Raw genomic sequence first — 17,460 nt, 5'->3', positions numbered from 1 at the left:
TGGTCCGGCAGCGGGGCGTGGAAACCCTTGTACAGCCGTTGGAAAGCAAGGACTGCAAGCCAGGCCTTGCATGCTCCGACACGTGGACAGAGCCGTGACGCAGAGACGGCCTGTCAGACCACAGGCTTGCTGGCAGCCGTCAAGGCGACGCACGCGCCCCTCGTCTGGAGGGATTGCTGCTGCCATGGCTGACCAACCGATGCACCCGCAAAGCCAGAATGCGCAAGAGATTGCCGGTTCAGGGCCAGGACTTGAAAGCCTGTACCGCAACCATTTTGCCTGGCTCCGCCGGGCCTTGCGTTACAGGCTGGGCAGTGCGGCGATCGAGATCGACGATGTGATCCAGGACACCTATCTGCGGGTTGCCCGGTACAGTGACGAAGACGCAGGCCTTCGGCCCAAAGCCCTCCTCCTACGCATCGCCCTCAACCTTGCGAAGGACCAGTTCAGGCGCAACGCTCGCATGCCGGCCAACGATTTTGACCGGGTGGACGAAATCGCGATCGAGGGCGATCAGGAGTATTTGCTGGCGCTGAAGCAGACGATCCTCAACCTTCCGCCTGATCTGCGCAGCATCTTTCTTCTGTCGAGATATACCGCCATGACCAATGCGCAGATCGCCAAGCAGCTTGGCGTTTCGATCAAAACAGTCGAATATCGCATGCGCAAGGCGATTTTGCTCTGCTCGGAACAGCTGGAAAGATGAGCGACACTTCCACCGAGGGTCAAGACCCGCACGCCGAACACATTGACCGCGACGCCGCCGCCTGGCTGACGCGCTTGAATTCACGTACGGTCGGCACTGCCGACCTTGAATCCTTTTTTGCATGGCGACGAATGCCCGGCCATGCCGAAGCCTACGACCGGCTCGAAGCGCACTGGCGCAAGAGCCTGGACCTTGCCAACGACCCCGACATCGCTGCAGCCGTGACAGAGGCACTCGAGACAGAGCCCAAACCGGCCCGGACTATGCCAACTGCAAGGGCAGCCATAGCTGCTGTCCTGATCGTCATGCTGGCTTGCGCCACCTTCCTGTTCATGACCAGGGACACGGTCTACGAAACAGCCACCGGCGAACAACGGCTGGTTCGCCTCGAAGATGGAAGCCGCGTCCATCTCGATACCGATACCCGCCTCCGCGTAGGGCCGGGCAAGGACCGGACCGTGTTTCTGGAAAAGGGGCGCGCGCTATTTGATGTGGCGCATGACCCGCTCAATCCCTTCAGCGTGACCGCCCGCCACACCAGGGTGATGGCACTGGGAACCAGCTTCGAGGTCGAACAGTCGGGCGACGAGGTGGCGGTAGCGCTGGTGGAAGGGAAGGTCGCCGTGCAGATGGCCCGGTCTGTCAGGTCAGCATCAGAAATAGCCTTGTCTCCTGGGCAGGCTGTCCGGATTACACCCGGCGGGCCGGGCGAGGTCACTGCTGCGGACACAGCCATGATTTCGGCATGGACGAAAGGGCGCCTCGAGTTTCGCGATACACCGCTCATCAACGCGGTTGCCGAGGTCAACCGCTACACCGGCACCAAGCTTGTCTTGAAAAGCCGCCAATGCGCCGGGCAGCATGTCAATGGTGGCTTTGCCGTTGGCGATGTCGAGGCGTTCATCGATGCGGTCACCGCGCTGTATCCGCTGCAGGCCGTCACGTTGAAAGACGGTTCGATCGAGCTGGAGGACCGGTGACGGTATAGCCTCACGCAAGTTTTTTGATGAGGGCATGAGGGTGACCCCCCGCTCGCATCGTTGAAAGCAGACAGGAGAAAAGCCCGGGGAAACGGGCGTCTCGCTGAAAGCAACAACGAGGGAGGCCAAGGGACATGACCAATCGCAAAAGGCTGCAGCTGCAGTTTCCAACAATCGCCGGAGCTGTGCTGGCGACATCCGGCGTATTGGCGCTGACCGCTGCACAGCCCGCTTATGCACAAACCGGAACCCAGACCCACCAGTTCGATATCGCGGCAGGCTCGCTCGATCAGTCGCTGCGCCAGTATATCGCCCTGACCGGTCGCCAGCTTCTCTATCCTTCAACGCTTGTCGCCAGCCGGAGGGCGCCTGCGCTTAGAGGTCGGATGGATGCAGACGACGCCTTACGGGTCCTGCTGTCCGGCCAGCGCATTGCAATCCGCAAGCGGGGGCGCAACGTCATCGTGCTGGTGGCGCAGTCCGAGCCCAAAACAGCGGTGCCGCAGGAACGCGTCCGGCGGCGGCCCACGCCGGCGACAGTCCCGAACACGCCTGCTGCGCGGCCCCAGGACCCTGTGCCTCTGAACGAGGCCCAGATCATTGTCACCGGCAGCAATATCCGCGCATCGGGCGTGGCCGTCTCTCCGCTCATCGAACTGACGGCAGAGGACATCGAGAGAACCGGCACCGGGACAGTCGCCGAAGCGCTGGCACTGCTGCCCCAGAACTTCGGCGGCACTGCCAACGAGGACACCAGCCTGACGGGCAGCGACCGGACAATCAACAATCTCGGGCTAGGATCCAGCGTGAATCTGCGCGGCTTGGGCTCGGATGCGACGCTCACGCTGGTCAACGGGCGCAGGGTAGCAGGATCGGGCGGGCGCGGTGATTTTACCGATCTGTCTACTATCCCGCTGGCTGCGGTTGAGCGCATAGAGGTGATGCCCGATGGCGCATCGGCGCTCTATGGCTCCGATGCGGTTGGCGGCGTCGTCAACCTGTTGCTCCGCCGAGACTACGAAGGCGCCGAGACGCGCTACAGGCTGGGCAGCGTGACACGGGGCGCAAGCCAGGATGTCCAGCTCGGCCAGCTGATCGGAACCCGATGGAAAACCGGCCATGCTCTGGCTGCCTACGAGTTTCAGCGTCGCGAAGCGCTGAGTTCGTCATCGCGAGACTATACGCGTTCGGCCGACCTGCGGCCGCTGGGTGGCAACGACTACCGCCTGTTTTTCTCGTCTCCCGGGACTGTCGTTGTCCTCGATCCGGCGCTCCGGACCTTTGTTCCGGCCTTCGCCATTCCGTCGGGTCAGGACGGAACAGCCCTGCGTCCTCAGGATTTCGTACCTGGGCAAAATCTTTCCAGCCCTCGCGAACAGGTGGACCTGCTGCCAAGACAGACACGGCACAGCCTTTACGCGACGGGCGAGCAACAGCTGGGGGATGGCATCATTGCCTATGCCGAGGGCAGATATGCACACCGGCGTTTTGAGCATCTTGCCCAGCCCTCGGTCACTGTCATGTCCGTCACCCGCGCCAATCCGTTCTTCGTGTCGCCGAACGGCAGCGCGGTGACAAATATCGCCTATCTGTTCGACCGGGACCTGGGCCCCTTGCAGACGCGTGGCAAGGTTGAGGCCTGGTCGGTGACGACCGGCCTTCGCGCAGAATTGGGCGGTGACTGGCAGGTCGACGGCTTTGTCTCGGCCGCGCGCCAGACAGACCAGCGCCGCAACGACAATATCCTCAATGCAACAGCCCTCAATGAAGCACTCGGAACAACGCCCGACGACCCACTGACACCCTTCAGCACCGCGCGAGACGGGTTCTTCAACCCGTTCGGCGAGGGCCGGAGCAACAACCGTGCCGTGCTCGACTTTATCGGGACCGGCTTCATCCAGGAACGCTTCAGCAGCGGTCTCCTCAATGGCAGCCTGATTGCAGACGGGACAGTGTTTGATGGGCCAGGTGGGGCCATCAAGCTCGCGGTCGGACTGCAGGCGCGCCGCGAACACTTTTCGCGCGCCACAGTCAGCTTCCTGTCGGGACGCACACCAACCGCGGGCATACCCATCGATGCAGACCGAACAGTCCTTTCGGCCTTTGCGGAAGTTGCTGCCCCATTGGTCGGCGCAGACAATGCGGTGCCGGGTGTGGAGCGTCTTGATCTGTCAGCAGCGGTCAGGGCCGAGCGCTATTCCGACTTCGGGACCACGATCAATCCCAAGATCGGCCTGGCCTGGCAACCGCTGACCGGTCTCACGGTTCGCGCCAGCGCCGGCAGTTCATTCCGTGCGCCCGCGCTTTTCGAAGTGCGCGATGCGTTTCGCGTCTCGAACACGCAACTGCCAGCGATCGGTGGCGGCAACCGTCAGGTCATCTCGCTGGGCGGCGGCAATCCGGAGCTTGACCCTGAAACCGCAAGGTCGCTCACGATCGGGGTCACTGTTGCCCCAGCAAACTGGCCAGGCTTCTCGCTCGAGACGACCTATTTCCAGACCCGCTTCAGCAACCGCATCGGGCAACCCGCCAACGAGAACATTCTCCAGGCCCTGACAAACCCGATCTTCGCCCCGTTCGTCACCTTCATCGATCCTGTGAACAACGCCGATAACCGCGCCCGCGTGGCAGCGTTGATCGCAGATCCCAATTCGACGATCCAGCCAACGCTCAACCCTGCCGTGTTCAGTGCCATCGTGGATGCGCGGCTCGTCAACTCGGCGCGGGTGGATGTGCGGGGCATGGATCTGGCGGCGAGATACCGCCTGTCGGTCGGTGAACACCGGCTTTCCTTCAGCGCGAATGCGTCGGTCCTGATCGACTTCAAGGATCAGATCACACCTGTTTCTCCGCTGATCGAGCGAGTCGGGACGCTCGGTAATCCTGTCGACTTCAGGCTGCGGGCAACGGCTGACTGGTCCTGGCGCGATTTCGGCGTCAATTTTGCCGCAAACCATGTCGGCGACTACACCGACAATATCAGCGTGCCTTTCAGGTCGATCGGTGCATGGACCAGTTTCGACGTCCAGTTTCGTCTCGCGACGACCAATGCCACCGGCTGGCGGCGCGGGCTCAGCGCCGCGCTGACGATCCAGAACCTGTTCGATCGCGATCCCCCATTTGTCGATCGGTCGCTCGGCTTTGCCTACGATCCGGCCAACGCCGATATCCTGGGCCGCTTCGTCGCGGTCCAGGTAAAGAAGCAGTGGTAACAAGACCTCACCGCTGATTTTCCCTCCCCATTTGTGAAAAAGGACCTCCCATGCGCGTTTCATGGATTGCAGCGCTGTGCCTATGCACGGCGAGCGCAGGGCTCGCCGAACGGTACGCGATCGATGATATGCTTTCGGTCGAGAGCTACGGCAAAGCCATCATGTCCCCCGACGGGGAATGGGCGATCATCGAACGGTACCGGCGCTACGACCAGGCTGCCGCCTATCATTTCGATGCGTTCAACAAGCGGATGCTGGGCGAGATCATGATGGTAGATCTCGTCAAGGGCGGCGCGCCGCGCCCGCTTTTCGCGCAGACAGCCAGCGCAGGCTATTGGGCCGGCAGCCTGTCTCCAGATGGCAGGCACCTTACGGTCTTCCGACTCCAGCGAGACAATATCGCGCTGGGGATCGTGAGTATTGCCGATGGATCAGTACGCTGGCTGGATGCCACACCGGTCACGGCCTTGCTCAATCCCCTGCCCTTATGGCGGGACGATGATCATCTGCTCGTCTTGACTTCAGACACCTCCAAGCTCCCCTACCCATTGGATTCAGGGAGCAGACTTCAGCGCGAGCTACCCGTAAGGTGGGAACGGACAGCATCCGGCATGCATGCGGGCATATCGGTGACAACAAGCCGGCAGATCACGGATGCTGACAAGTTTGTGCGGCACGTGCTTGTCGAGATCGACATCAAGTCGCTCGTCAGCCGGCGCGTGACGGATGGGGCCATTGCCGACATGAACTTGTCCCATGATGGCAAATGGCTCGCCATGCTTGAGGAAGGCAACGATGCCCGCCCCGAGGTGAAGAGCCCCGTTTCGCCCAATGCACGCCCCCGGCGTCACCGGATCAGGATTGTCTCGGTACAAGACGGACAATCGACATCGCCATGTGGGGACTGCGACATCCAGCCGGGCCTGTTGGCCTGGCGCGAAAAGAGAAGCTCACTTCTGTACTTCGCCCGTCGCGTCGACGAACCTTGGAGCAACGGAAGGCTGATGGCATTCGACACGCAAACAGGCGCAAACAGCGTGATGAGCGACATGACCCAGGAGCCCTGGCTGCCGGAAAATGACAGCGGGGCACAGCTCGTTCGTGCCGGTTGGCACGGCAATTCTCCACAGATGCTCTCGAAGGAGCAGCGCGGCACATCGCGCTGGCGCGCTCAGGATGGAAAGCCGTCCATTCTCGAAGGCGCCCCCTGCCAGGCCTTCCAGTTTGCAACCGACGGCGATGATCTTCTGGCGCCATGCCCTGACGGGCTCTGGCGCATGTCACCAAACCGGGCACCGGTGAAGGTCTTTGAAGGCGAGGTCCGCCTCGACCAGCCGTTTGAGGAGACGTTCGATGTCGGCATTACCGAGAGATATCGACCGTTTGTCGCCGCGAGGAGCCGGTCTTTTCACATCAAGGATGCAGCAGGCGCGCTTTCGGCAGCATCACTGGGGAAGGATCGCGGCTTATCTGCATCCCTTCCTCCCGGCACCAAACGACTGCTCGGGTTTTCCGCCATCAGCGGCCGCGGGCTGGCCATTTCGAGAACCGCCAAGGGAATGAGCCAGCTATGGCTTGTGCGCGATGGCGGGGAAGCTGAACCGCTCGATAGCATCAACGCCCATCTCGAACAGCGGGCCACGCCCACGGCGATTGCGGTTCCGTCCCGGCATGCCGGATTGATCAACTGGCTTTTGCTGCCGCAAGGCAGACCGATCGACGCCAAGTTGCCGCTGGTGATCATGCCTTATCCTGGCGCCGTCTTTGCAAAAGGCACACCGCCTCCGCTGGCACCAGACATGGTGTCGGGCGCGGTCAACCCGCTCTTGATGCTGAGCCTTGGCTATGCCGTGCTTTTGCCCAGCCTTCGTCATGACAGGACATTGAACGAACCAGCTCAAAATCTTGTCGAGCAGATCGAGGCAGCGGCAGACCAAGCCATCGGCACAAACCGCATCGATGGCGGACGCATGGCGATCTACGGACACAGCTTTGGCGGCTATTGCGCCCTTCTGGTAGCAAGCCGGAGCAACCGGTTTCGAGCCATCATCGCCAGCGCATCGATCCCGGACCTGACCCTTCAGCACGGCCCCTGGCTCCCCTATGACAGCATCGATCTCGAGCAGGGCTTTCCCGTCGGGCCCGCTTATGGATGGGCCGAGCTTGGGCAGGCCAGCCTGCAATCGCCTCCTTGGCGGGATATTCAACGATACGCCCGCAACAGCCCGTATTACGCACTGGATCGCATCCGGTCCCCTGTTCTGCTGATACATGGCGACCTCGACCCCGTGCCGATATTCGGCGCCGAAAGGATGTTTTCAGGCTTGTACCGGGCAGGTGCGGACGTCTCGATGGTCCGGTTCTGGGGCGAAGGCCATGCAGTGCGCAGCCCTGCCAACATTCGCGCGATGTGGGATCAAATCAAAGAGTGGCTTTCGCAAACATTGACCACGCAACCCGCACGTTAACCAGGCAAGCGGGCATCCATTGCTGGTCCGGGCTGTCCTGAACGCTTGGGACTGGAACGCACGAAAAATGTTGCCTGCCGTCTCCATCGTCTAGACCGTACTGGCCACACCAAACCATGGAATCTGCTGGCGGCGAGCAAACCATGGTCAAACGCAGCCTAGTCAATGGTTCGAAGCGAGTTGAACCTTCCGGATGGAATGCAGATCGCTTTGACTGGCACAAGGCCAAACCCCGCTACACCTTGGCTGTCCACTACCCGACAAGGCTGTGCGTGCCGAACAATGGATCAGCGAGCGTGATTGCCCGATTGACAACATCCACCTCACCCTTGCCAAATGGCATTAATCATTGTATATGATGCCATATGGAGAAATGCCATGCTGGCTCTGCAACCTGTCGATACGGCCGCCGCCGCTTTCTACCCGGACCCTGTCACCCAGGACGAGGCAGCTGCCATGTTCCGCGCAGTCATCAATCTGTTTGGGAAATGGGATCTGACCGACGAGCAGGCAGCAATGCTGCTCGACATGCCGGTGCGCTCCTACCGGCGCTGGAAGGCGCAAGGCCCCGGGCGCATTTCACGCGATGGACGTGCGCGCCTTTCCAATCTGATGGGCGTCCACAAAGCGCTCCGGACCATCTTCACTGAAAGCTCGCGCGGCTATGCCTGGATCAGGGCAGCCAACACCGCCTTCGGAAGCGCCAGTGCGCTCGACGTGATGCTCCGAGGCGAGCTAACCGACCTCATGCGGGTACGCCGCTACCTCGATGCCGAGCGTGGTGGTTGGTGACCACGGTCCTGGACGTCCCAGTTTCCAGAGTTGAATGGAAGGGGGCTGTCAGGATCATCCGTAGCGCCTTTCCGCCGATCGATCTGTTCGAGGACATCGCTGATCCTGCCGACTGGCCACTGCTCATCTCGGCCGAGCAGAAGACCAACCCCCGGATCATGGCCACGATTGGCAATCTCGACCTGGTGCCAGTCGATCGGCGAGTAGCAGGCAATGGCGCTTCCTACCTGATGGCACCGTTCACGCACGCCAGTATCGACCGGCCGAGCCGCTTTACCAACAGCAGCTTCGGGGTACTCTACACAGGAGACCGGTTCGAAACCGCATTGTTCGAGACAATCCATCATCATGCCCGCTTTATGGCACGAACTTTGGAGGCTCCTGGCTGGACCTCGCAGTTCCGGGAGATCATCATGTCAGTGGATGCTGACCTTTGTGATCTCAGAGCGAACGATGCAGAGCCCTCGGCAGCGCTGGACCCTGAAAGTTACGCTGTATCTCAAACTCTGGCTGCGTCCCTCAAGAGCGAAGGATCAGACGGGATTGTCTATTCTAGCGTTCGCAATCCAGACGGTGAATGCGTTGCGCTTTTCTATCCCGATTGCGCGTCGGAACCTGTGCAGGGACGGCACCTCGACTATCACTGGGATGGTGCGCGCGTCGACTTGGTGCGTGATGCTGGTTCGGGGGCAGTTTTCCGCGTCGTCGAATTGCCCGCAGATTGACGATGAGCTGCATTATCAGTGGCGTCACCTGACGCAGGCCAGCTATTACGACTTTGAGGGTGCAACAATCTGTTCTGTTTCAACGAGACCACTCGACAGATCCTTGCAAGTGGGATCCATCCCCATAGCAAAATCGAGCGCTACTGACGCGCCTCAAGATTGCCAGAGGCAATCTGACACAAGTTCCGCCGCTGAGATTCACATTGACGGTCATGCCTCCAGACCGCTCGCGTAAAGGCCGCGTGACCAAAACTGCTCAGCGGGATGTGCGCGGCTTCAATGGCGGGATATTCGCAGCAGATTGCCGGTTGAGCCGGGGCGCTTTGGTTTCCAGCCAGTTTTCAGCAAAAGTATCACGCTTGCGGACATGTTCGGCGAGATCACGACATAGCCGCGTAATACCGCCGATGATCGGACCCGATTCGAGATAGACAATATCTTCTCCCAGATCCTCATTGAGCTCACTCAGTGCGATCATGAAGATTTGCATCAGTTTGTTGTCGGCACAGCGCTCGGCAAACTCAGGCGATCCCATCGGCATGACCGCAAGCAGGGCGACCGGATCACAGTTTGTCGCCTCGGCAAAGCGCACAAGGCGTTCATAGGTTATCTTGCCCTGACCCGCTTCGAAATGCTCATAGGAACGCAAGGGCATGTCCATGGCACGCGCGACCTCGGAGCTTCTCATTCGGCGCGACTTTCGGATCCGTCGCAGCGCCGTTGCAATGAGAGCGTTTTCGGAAGAATCCTCTGCTGCTTTTTCTGCCATCTGCGCACCCGCCTCGCCTGACGAGCCGGTCGACCGGCCGCTGAAGTCAAGCAACAATGCTATCTTTTATGACCGATTTTGCAAAGTCACAAATAATTCGCAAAAATCTGGAGCCAGAACGGCAGCTTATCCCGAAAAGGCGCATATTTGAGGTGATAATCACGCAAATATGGCGCCATCCTGTTCACATGACAGCTGTTACATCGCACACCTGTACAGTTATGAGCATAGATAGAGGAATTTCATTTTCGTCCATACACATTGATGCAGTCTGTCCTCCCCACTGAACGGAGGTGCATTTTGCTCGAAAAGAACCATGCCTTCGAAAAGGCCTATGCCGCCCTCTACCACAACCTGCGAGTTGGCAGCTTTCCGCCTGGAAGCAGGATTCAGGCTGCAGATCTGGTGTCACAGCTGAAGATCAGCGCCACGCCTGTGCGCGAAGCGCTCTCCAGGCTTGCTGGTCAGGGACTATTGATCGATCGGCCTGCCATCGGGTATTTTGTTCCCGCGATCGACCCGGTGGATCTGCAGCATTGCTATTCGCTTGCCTCCATGCTGGCGCAATCTGCCTGCCGGAACTTTGACCTCACCTGGCCAGACAAGTCAGCCGATCGAGAAGGGCAGGCCCTGAATTACAAAGGTGCTGGGCAACTGCTGCGCACGATCGCGTTCCTAACGCCGAACACCGCGCTGCAGCATGTTGCATCCTATGTCGATGATCGGTTGGCGAGGATTGTTCCTGCTGAAGTGACACTTTTCGAGCAGGCCGATGCATCCCAAGGTTCCTTGCGCGATTGGCTCCAAGCCGGAAACCGCCGCTTCTGCACTGACAACGTCAGGCGCTTCTACGCACGGAGGATCAACTCGGTGCTGGAGATTGCATCTGCAGCAGGACGGCCGCCTCAAGTTCAGAATAATATATTTTGAATATGCTTTGAGTAGTGCGCCGGTCTGCAGTCTCATGAAACTGCCGCACAAGCGGTGATCCACCAAAGGAGGCTGCAATGAAGAAGGAAACTCGTTCGAAGCTGATCCGTCTGGGCAGTATTCGTCGTGACACCAAGGCCATCGTGATCGCTGGCCAGCAGGAAGAATTCCTGCCGATTCTCTCGTACGCGTGATTCCCGGCGGGGCGGCTTTCGGGTCGCCCCGCTTGTTTTGTCATGCCATGTGCGCCCCCATCTCATGTGAAGCTTGCCAGTGTCGAGGGCGACCTCGTCCTATTCGACATGCTTCAGGACGAATATCTCGCCATCCCGCGCGACAGCGCCGCAAATGTCCTGTCCGCCCTTGCCGATGAGCCCCATGACCAATTAGATCCCACCTTGACCGAACTGCTGGAAAGCAGGTTCCTCGTGGACGGGAACGAACGCTGGCATCCGCATACCGGATCGCCCCCTGCTTCCCTGCCCGACCCGGTCCCCCTTGTACGGCCATACGCACTTCGGCTTCTGGTGATCTTCCTGCTGGCTGTGGCACAGACCTATCTTTCCTACAGGCGGGGCGAAGCCATCGCGTCGTTGTCGCAAAGGAGCAACGTCGCTCCAACGTCTCTATCGCCAAATACCATGGCCGCGATCATGGCCCATTTTACCTGCCTTCGATGCCTTGTCCCAGGAAGCGGACGGTGCCTGATCCAGTCAATGCTCCTGACCCGGTTTCTGGGGCACCTGGGCATCTCGCCGGAATTGGTTTTCGGCGTACGGACCCACCCCTTCGAGGCGCATTGCTGGGTTGAGTGGGACGCCCACGTGCTCAACGACAGCCCTGATCATGTCTGCTGGTTTACGGTCATTGCCCGTTTCTGATTCCCCTAGCCTATGCGCAATTCTGGCGCAGCGACCCGACGAGGCTGTGCTTTCGGCGATGAAAACTTTGGCAGGCAACCTCGAGCGATCGATGCCGGACCTTTGCCAGGTGGTGACAGGGAAACAGGCCATCGTGCTGGCGCAGCGCCAGGCGCCGATCATTCTTTCGAATGACAAAAGCGTGGTGCTGGTCGGTGATATCTTTCCAAGGCGGGATGGTGAAATTTCCAGCATCGTTCGACCGCTGTCGGCAGAAGACGCAATACGCGCTGCCAAAGCGGTGACCCAGAACCTGTGGGGGCGTTACGCCATGATCTGCGCTAGCAGCAGTACGGGTCTGGCAGCTTGGATGCGCGATCCTTCGGGGGCTCAAAGATTGTATGCCTGGCATTGCGATCCTCTGACTGTCGTTACCGACGCCTTTCCCATGGCACTGATGAAATGCTTGGATGGACCGCCAGCAATTCACTGGCACCGTTTGTCACAACTGCTGGTGCAAACTGAGCTGTCGGCAAGTTTCAGCGCATTGCACCAAGTGGACATAGCGGTACCAGGAACGCTTGAGGTCATACAGGCACAAGGTCTGGAACGAATGGCCATCTGGTCGCCATCGCACTATGCGCGACCAACGAAACAGGCCCAACCGCAGGATCTGCCGGCAATTGCAGCGCAGTGCATCAATCTCTGGCTATGCGATCATGACAAAGTCACACTGGAATTGTCGGGCGGCCTCGACTCATCGATTGTTGCCGGACTTCTTGCCGGATCCCAACAACAACCCTTCATCCAGGCGCTCAATATTGCGCCCGATTCCCCAGGCGGAGACGAACGGAGATATGCAAAGGCGGTCGCCGAAAAATGGAGCTTCGGCCTGATCGAAACCCGCGTCGCGCCAGCAGAGCTTGATTATTCCGGATTACTGCAGATGCCTCGCACACCTGAGCCCGCAGTCTACGGCCTCGATCTTGTGGCCGATGGTCTGTCGGCACAGATGGCCGACGCCTTCCAAGCCACGCGCATTTTCAGTGGACAGGGCGGAGATGCCGTATTCTTCCAGCCGCATTCCCCGCTGATCGCGGCCGATTATCTCCGAAGGCATGGCCCCAATTCTACGTTTTTCGGATTGGTGAATTCCAGTGCTGCTGCAAACAATACATCCATCTGGCAGGTACTGGACACCATATGGAAGGCGACACCGTCCTTGGATCGCAGATCAATTCCCATCGACCTTGCCGGGCCCATCAGCCGCCTGGCATGGCAGGACGATCCTTTGGTTCACCCTTGGATCAGCGATGGGCTCCATCTGCCTGCTGGAAAACGCATGCAGATCGCGATGCTTACCAACTGCCTGCTCTTCCACAGGGCCACCCGCACCAGTGAAGGGCGACGGCTAATACACCCCCTTTTGTCACAGCCGCTTGTCGAGGCATGCTTGGCCATTCCATTGTGGCAATTGGTGCCTGATCGGCGCGAGCGTGGGCTAGCGAGGGATGTGTTTGGTCATTTGCTGCCTCAAGACGTACGCGACAGACGCGGAAAAGGGGAAGCGTCAGGCTTCTACAACCGGGTTATAGTCACCCACCTGACCAGTTTGCGGCCCCTGCTTCTTGATGGCGTCCTGGCCAGCAAGGGGCTGATATCGCCTGACGCTGTTGCAACGATGCTCACCGCAGAACACCTGCTATGGAAAGACGATCACCCTATTATTGGGTCACTGATTGCGCTCGAACTATGGGCTCGGTCCTGGTCGTAACCGCAAAAACAATCTCGAGGGAAATGAGCGCCCGTCAAACTCCAACTCAGCAGTCCAGGCAAGACTACGCCTCAAGCCAGCGTTCCATAGCTTCTTCTCCTGCCGACCTCCCATCATTCCCCAATCAGTCGCGCGGGGCCACAGACACGGCACATGATCGATAGCGGCATGCCGTCATTTTGGCCCACCATCCTCCGACGGACCCAACTCGGCGCGTAATCCGCGGCTTGCACAGGCCGATCGCCCACCGCTGCCTTCGCTGCGGAGAAAACCTCAGGACTGAATGAATGTCATGGAAGCAACGTGCTTGCCACATGGTCATTCCACATGTTCATTGCCTCGCGTTTCTCCTTCTTCCAGTCATGGCGCTGGTACACACCTGCGACGCCAGCTCGTGAGCCCCCAACATGATTGAGGACCGCTTCGGTCACTTCAAAGCGGACACCTAGTCGCTGGAAACCAGTCGCGAGAGTGCGGCGCAGATCGTGCAACCTCCAAGGTAGCATGGGTTCACCCCCATCCTCGGCTACCAGCCGATCAAGTTTCAATTTCCCTTTATGATACGCAGTAAAGCCTGCGCCGGATGACGTGGCAAAAACCTTCCCACGACGTGGCCATGTCTTTGAACCTGCAACCGCATTGAGCACTTCAACAGCAAGATTATTGAGTGGAACCACATTCGGCTCGCCGTTCTTCGAGCGACTGCCTGGCAACGTCCAAATCAGCTCTAGCTGATCAAGCTCCTCCCAAGCCAGCGAAGCAACTTCCTCTCGACGCTGCCCGGTGACAATCAGCAGCCGGACGATGGGACCAAAGCAAGGATGGGTATGATAGGTTTGCCGCCAAACTCGGCCGATCTCCTCGTCCGACAGCCATCTATCTCTCGGCCTGACCGCTGGCGGCGTCTCCATGCCCTCCATCGGGCTGCGGTCAATGTCACCTCTGCTAACAGCCCAACGGAACAATCTTCGCAGTACGGCAAAGACGTTACGTCTGTTGGCAAGTTGCGACTGGGGCATGCGATCAAAGACAGCAACGACATCGGAGCGTTTGATTTTGGGCAGCGGACGCTTGCCGAGCACCGGGGTGACATGCAGCCTCAACGACCGGGACACCTGGTCTTTCCAACCGAGTTTAACGAGCGACTGCTCAAACCGAAGCGCATAGTTGTCAAATGCGAGGTCAACGGCTTCGCGTCGACGTTGCCGGTCGGCCTCTGCAGGATCAGTCCCTTGTGCAATCAGGATGAGTAAACGCTGCGCTTCATCTCGTGCGGTGGTCGGTGTCCAAGGCGATCCGTGGCTACCGATTGTATAGCGGCGCGTGCTGGACTCTCGCCCCCCCATTCTAAACTGCAGAACATAAACCACAGCCCCGGTTTTGGAGAACTTGGCCCCAAAACCTTTGATGCCGTCGTCCCAAACGAAGCCTTCGAACTTTTGCGCGATCCACGCATCCACAGACCGTTTTGTGATTTTTCCGCTCGCCATTTCGGGTCCTCCAAGCTCTCGCTCAGCAATCACCCAGCAATCACCGAGCAATCACCGAGGCGGAAAACGACGCCAATGAGCGAAAACCATAGAGGAGCTAAAACACTGGAAAAACACACTTTTCGTACTCTAGGCTACGCTCAAATGCGCCTGTACCTAAAGTACCACACCTCATGCCCCTGCGCGCGGGCCTTGGCCTCATAGCGGGTTTCGGGCCAGCCGCCGGGGCGGACGAGGAAATCCTTGGGACGCTCGCACAGCCAGTCGAACGCGGGGTGATCGTTCATCACCATCATCGCGTGCGCGACATAGATCGGGTGATCGGTGCCGAAGCGGAACTCGCCGCCCGGTTTCAGCTTGGCCGCGATCAGGTCGACCGGACCTTTGTTCATCATCCGCCTTTTGGCGTGGCGCGCCTTGGGCCAGGGATCGGGGTGGAGCAGATAGACGAAGCTCAGCGACCCGTCGGGAATCCGCTCGAGCACGTCGATGGCGTTGCCCATGTGCAGCCGGATGTTGGCGAGCGCGTTTTCGCGCACATGCTGCAGCGCGCCGACGACACCGTTGAGGAAGGGCTCGGCACCGATAAAGCCATGGTCGGGCAGCATGTCGGCGCGATACGCCATATGCTCGCCCGAACCAAAGCCGATCTCGAAATGCATCGGCCGACGATCGCCGAACAATCGCTCGGACGTGATCTCGCCGTCTTCAGGCACGCTGATCTGCGGCAGCAGCTTTTCGACCAGCTCCGCCTGGCCCAGGCGCAGCTTGTGGTTCTGCTGACGACCATAAAGCCGCCGCACGGATACAGGATCACCAGGTTTGTACGCAGTCATGGCGCAAGCGCATAGCGAACGCGGGCGGCGATGCAAGCGGCTGGAGCGGTCCGAAATGACCATTGATGCATTCTATCAGGCCGCTGCGATGGTCTGAATGGCAAGCGACTTGTGCGGAATGCCGCTGTTATTTACAGCAGTGTCAATGACTGACGCCATCCCCTCCGCTCCGCCCGCCACCGGCCCCGCCAACACCCATGCGTCCGATGCGGCTGCGCCGATCTGGACAACGCATTACAACCATCCGTGTGCATGGGATCAGCAGTTCGCGGCGCTGTCGCTGCCCGAGATGCTGTTCGGCTCGGCGCAGCGCAAGGGATCCGCACCGCTGCTCGATTTCATGGGCCGCAAGTACAGCTATGCCGAAACCGCGCAGGGCGCGCGACGGGTCGCCAAGGGGCTGCAGGCGCTGGGCGTGGGCAAGGGCGACCGAATCGGGCTGTTCCTGCCCAATGTGCCGCATTATGTCGCCGCCTATTATGGCGCGATGGCCGCCGGCGCGACGGTGGTCAACTTCTCGCCTCTGTACACCGTGGACGAGCTGGCGCATCAGGTCGCCGATAGCGGCACCACGATCCTGTTCACGCTGTCCGCGACCGCTCTGCTGCCCACCGCGCTCAAGGTGCTGAACCAGTCGGGGCTCGAGCGGCTGATCGTCGGATCGGTCGCAGGCGCGCTGCCAGCGGGCAAGGCTTTGTTCTACCGGCTGTTCAAGGGCAAGGAGACCGCCGAGCGGCCCGACGATCCGCGCATCACCAGCTTTTCGGCGCTGATCGCCAATGATGGCGCGTACAGGCCGGTGCCGATCGATGCGGAGCGCGATATCGCGCTGTTCCAGTATACCGGCGGCACCACTGGCACGCCCAAGGGCGCGATGCTCAGCCACCAGAACCTGTCTGCCAACGCCCGCCAGGTCAACGCCATCGATCCGCGCAAGGATGCCGCCGACGACCGCATCCTGGGCGTGCTGCCGTTCTTTCACGTGTTCGCCAACACCTGCGTGCTCAACCGCACCGTGCTCAACGGAGGCGAGATCGTCATGCTGCCGCGCTTCGAAGCGGTGGCGGCGCTGAAGGCGATCACCCGCACCAAGGTGACCGCCCTGCCCGGTGTGCCGACGATGTACCAGGCGCTGCTCGACAACCCGCAGATCGCGAAGACCGATTTTGCCTCGTTGCGCGCCTGCATCTCGGGCGGTGCGCCGCTGGCGGCCGAGGTCAAGGCGCGGTTCGAGGAGATGACGGGGGCCAATGTCGTCGAGGGCTATGGCCTCACCGAAAGCAGCGGCGTCGTCTCGACCAACCCCTATGAGGGGCTGAACAAGCCCGGCACCATCGGCCAGCCTTTGCCCGGAACGCTGGTGCGGCTCATCGACAAGGAGGACCCGACAAAGGACGTCGCGCCGGGCGAACCGGGCGAGATCATCTTTGCAGGGCCGCAGGTGATGCGCGGCTACTGGAACCGGCCCGATGCCGACGCCGAAGTGTTCATCGGCGATTTCCTGCGCACTGGCGATGTCGGCCAGATCGACGAGCAGGGCTATATCCGCATCGTCGACCGCATCAAGGACATGATCTCGGTGGGCGGCTTCAAGGTCTTCCCCAGCCAGATCGAGGAGGTGCTGTACCGGCACCCGGCGGTGAAAGAGGCTTTGGTGATCGGCATACCCGATCCCTATCGCGGCGAAAGCCCCAAGGCGTTCGTCGCGCTGCAGGAGGATGCAGACGTGGACGGACCGACGCTGATGGCCTGGCTCAACCCGCAACTGGGCAAGCACGAGCGCGTGGCAGCGGTGGATATCCGCGAAGCGCTGCCCAAGACGCTGATCGGCAAGCTCGACCGCAAGGAACTGCGCAAGGCCGAGGGAATCGCCGCTTAGGGCCGCTGGTGGCGCATCGGTTAACGCCTCTTGCCAAGC

General features: G+C 60.2%; 13 protein-coding genes. 10 read left to right on the top strand and 3 right to left on the bottom strand.

The window, feature by feature from the left end:
• The first annotated feature begins 82 nt into the window (after positions 1 to 82).
• From D618_RS0106785 to D618_RS0106760, 6 genes are all read left to right on the top strand, one after another.
• Positions 83 to 706: an RNA polymerase sigma factor gene (locus tag D618_RS0106785; protein ID WP_193746689.1), complete on the top strand. Its 624-nt coding sequence runs from the start codon at positions 83 to 85 to the stop codon at positions 704 to 706.
• Positions 703 to 1,686 (top strand): FecR domain-containing protein, encoded by a 984-nt coding sequence (locus tag D618_RS0106780; RefSeq protein WP_017670744.1) that lies wholly within the window; start codon positions 703 to 705, stop codon positions 1,684 to 1,686. Before D618_RS0106785 ends, D618_RS0106780 begins: the two co-directional genes overlap by 4 nt.
• A 134-nt stretch (positions 1,687 to 1,820) precedes the next feature.
• Complete coding sequence (locus tag D618_RS17940) at positions 1,821 to 4,898, top strand: TonB-dependent receptor (protein ID WP_017670743.1); 3,078 nt, start codon at positions 1,821 to 1,823, stop codon at positions 4,896 to 4,898.
• A gap of 50 nt (positions 4,899 to 4,948) precedes the next feature.
• Entirely contained in the window at positions 4,949 to 7,366 is a 2,418-nt protein-coding gene (locus tag D618_RS0106770) for an alpha/beta fold hydrolase (RefSeq protein ID WP_017670742.1), read from the top strand.
• A gap of 378 nt (positions 7,367 to 7,744) precedes the next feature.
• Complete coding sequence (locus tag D618_RS0106765; RefSeq protein ID WP_017670741.1) at positions 7,745 to 8,158, top strand: MbcA/ParS/Xre antitoxin family protein; 414 nt, start codon at positions 7,745 to 7,747, stop codon at positions 8,156 to 8,158.
• Entirely contained in the window at positions 8,155 to 8,883 is a 729-nt protein-coding gene (locus D618_RS0106760) for an RES family NAD+ phosphorylase (RefSeq protein WP_026091379.1), read from the top strand. Before D618_RS0106765 ends, D618_RS0106760 begins: the two co-directional genes overlap by 4 nt.
• Positions 8,884 to 9,139: 256 nt before the next feature.
• On the opposite strand, the gene D618_RS17935 is transcribed toward D618_RS0106760, so the two are convergent.
• Positions 9,140 to 9,706 carry a helix-turn-helix domain-containing protein gene (locus tag D618_RS17935; protein WP_202949938.1) on the bottom strand — a complete coding sequence of 189 codons (567 nt, stop codon included), beginning with the start codon at positions 9,704 to 9,706 and terminating at the stop codon, positions 9,140 to 9,142.
• A 246-nt stretch (positions 9,707 to 9,952) separates the two neighbouring features.
• Here D618_RS17935 and D618_RS18990 point away from each other — a divergent pair, with 246 nt between their 5' ends.
• From D618_RS18990 to D618_RS0106730, 3 genes are all read left to right on the top strand, one after another.
• A complete protein-coding gene (locus D618_RS18990; RefSeq protein ID WP_017670737.1) occupies positions 9,953 to 10,582 on the top strand; it encodes a GntR family transcriptional regulator in 630 nt (209 codons plus the stop codon).
• Between the two features lie 302 nt (positions 10,583 to 10,884).
• Complete coding sequence (locus D618_RS18985) at positions 10,885 to 11,463, top strand: lasso peptide biosynthesis B2 protein (RefSeq protein WP_193746688.1); 579 nt, start codon at positions 10,885 to 10,887, stop codon at positions 11,461 to 11,463.
• A gap of 58 nt (positions 11,464 to 11,521) precedes the next feature.
• Positions 11,522 to 13,216 carry an asparagine synthase C-terminal domain-containing protein gene (locus D618_RS0106730; RefSeq protein ID WP_017670734.1) on the top strand — a complete coding sequence of 565 codons (1,695 nt, stop codon included), beginning with the start codon at positions 11,522 to 11,524 and terminating at the stop codon, positions 13,214 to 13,216.
• A 290-nt stretch (positions 13,217 to 13,506) separates the two neighbouring features.
• On the opposite strand, the gene D618_RS0106725 is transcribed toward D618_RS0106730, so the two are convergent.
• The gene (locus D618_RS0106725) at positions 13,507 to 14,706 is read right to left on the bottom strand and encodes a site-specific integrase (protein ID WP_017670733.1); all 1,200 of its coding nucleotides are present in this window, start codon (positions 14,704 to 14,706) and stop codon (positions 13,507 to 13,509) included.
• Positions 14,707 to 14,846: 140 nt separating this feature from the next.
• Complete coding sequence (locus tag D618_RS0106720; protein ID WP_017670732.1) at positions 14,847 to 15,542, bottom strand: tRNA (guanine(46)-N(7))-methyltransferase TrmB; 696 nt, start codon at positions 15,540 to 15,542, stop codon at positions 14,847 to 14,849.
• A gap of 289 nt (positions 15,543 to 15,831) precedes the next feature.
• Between D618_RS0106720 and D618_RS0106710 the strand changes: the two genes are divergently transcribed.
• Positions 15,832 to 17,421 (top strand): long-chain fatty acid--CoA ligase, encoded by a 1,590-nt coding sequence (locus tag D618_RS0106710; protein ID WP_238550609.1) that lies wholly within the window; start codon positions 15,832 to 15,834, stop codon positions 17,419 to 17,421.
• Positions 17,422 to 17,460: the final 39 nt, after the last annotated feature.

The organism is Blastomonas sp. AAP53 (assembly GCF_000331245.1).
Lineage (GTDB): Bacteria > Pseudomonadota > Alphaproteobacteria > Sphingomonadales > Sphingomonadaceae > Blastomonas.
Note: the sequence above shows the minus strand (reverse complement) of the source record. Positions and strands in the feature narration are given on the sequence as shown.

Coding starts and splice junctions, on each gene's coding strand:
- D618_RS0106780 (WP_017670744.1), top strand. CDS start 703: ATGAGCGACACTTCCACCGAGGGTCAAGACCCGCACGCCGAACACATT.
- D618_RS17940 (WP_017670743.1), top strand. CDS start 1,821: ATGACCAATCGCAAAAGGCTGCAGCTGCAGTTTCCAACAATCGCCGGA.
- D618_RS0106770 (WP_017670742.1), top strand. CDS start 4,949: ATGCGCGTTTCATGGATTGCAGCGCTGTGCCTATGCACGGCGAGCGCA.
- D618_RS0106765 (WP_017670741.1), top strand. CDS start 7,745: ATGCTGGCTCTGCAACCTGTCGATACGGCCGCCGCCGCTTTCTACCCG.
- D618_RS18985 (WP_193746688.1), top strand. CDS start 10,885: ATGCTTCAGGACGAATATCTCGCCATCCCGCGCGACAGCGCCGCAAAT.
- D618_RS0106730 (WP_017670734.1), top strand. CDS start 11,522: ATGAAAACTTTGGCAGGCAACCTCGAGCGATCGATGCCGGACCTTTGC.
- D618_RS0106725 (WP_017670733.1), bottom strand. CDS start 14,706: ATGGCGAGCGGAAAAATCACAAAACGGTCTGTGGATGCGTGGATCGCG.
- D618_RS0106720 (WP_017670732.1), bottom strand. CDS start 15,542: ATGACTGCGTACAAACCTGGTGATCCTGTATCCGTGCGGCGGCTTTAT.
- D618_RS0106710 (WP_238550609.1), top strand. CDS start 15,832: ATGCTGTTCGGCTCGGCGCAGCGCAAGGGATCCGCACCGCTGCTCGAT.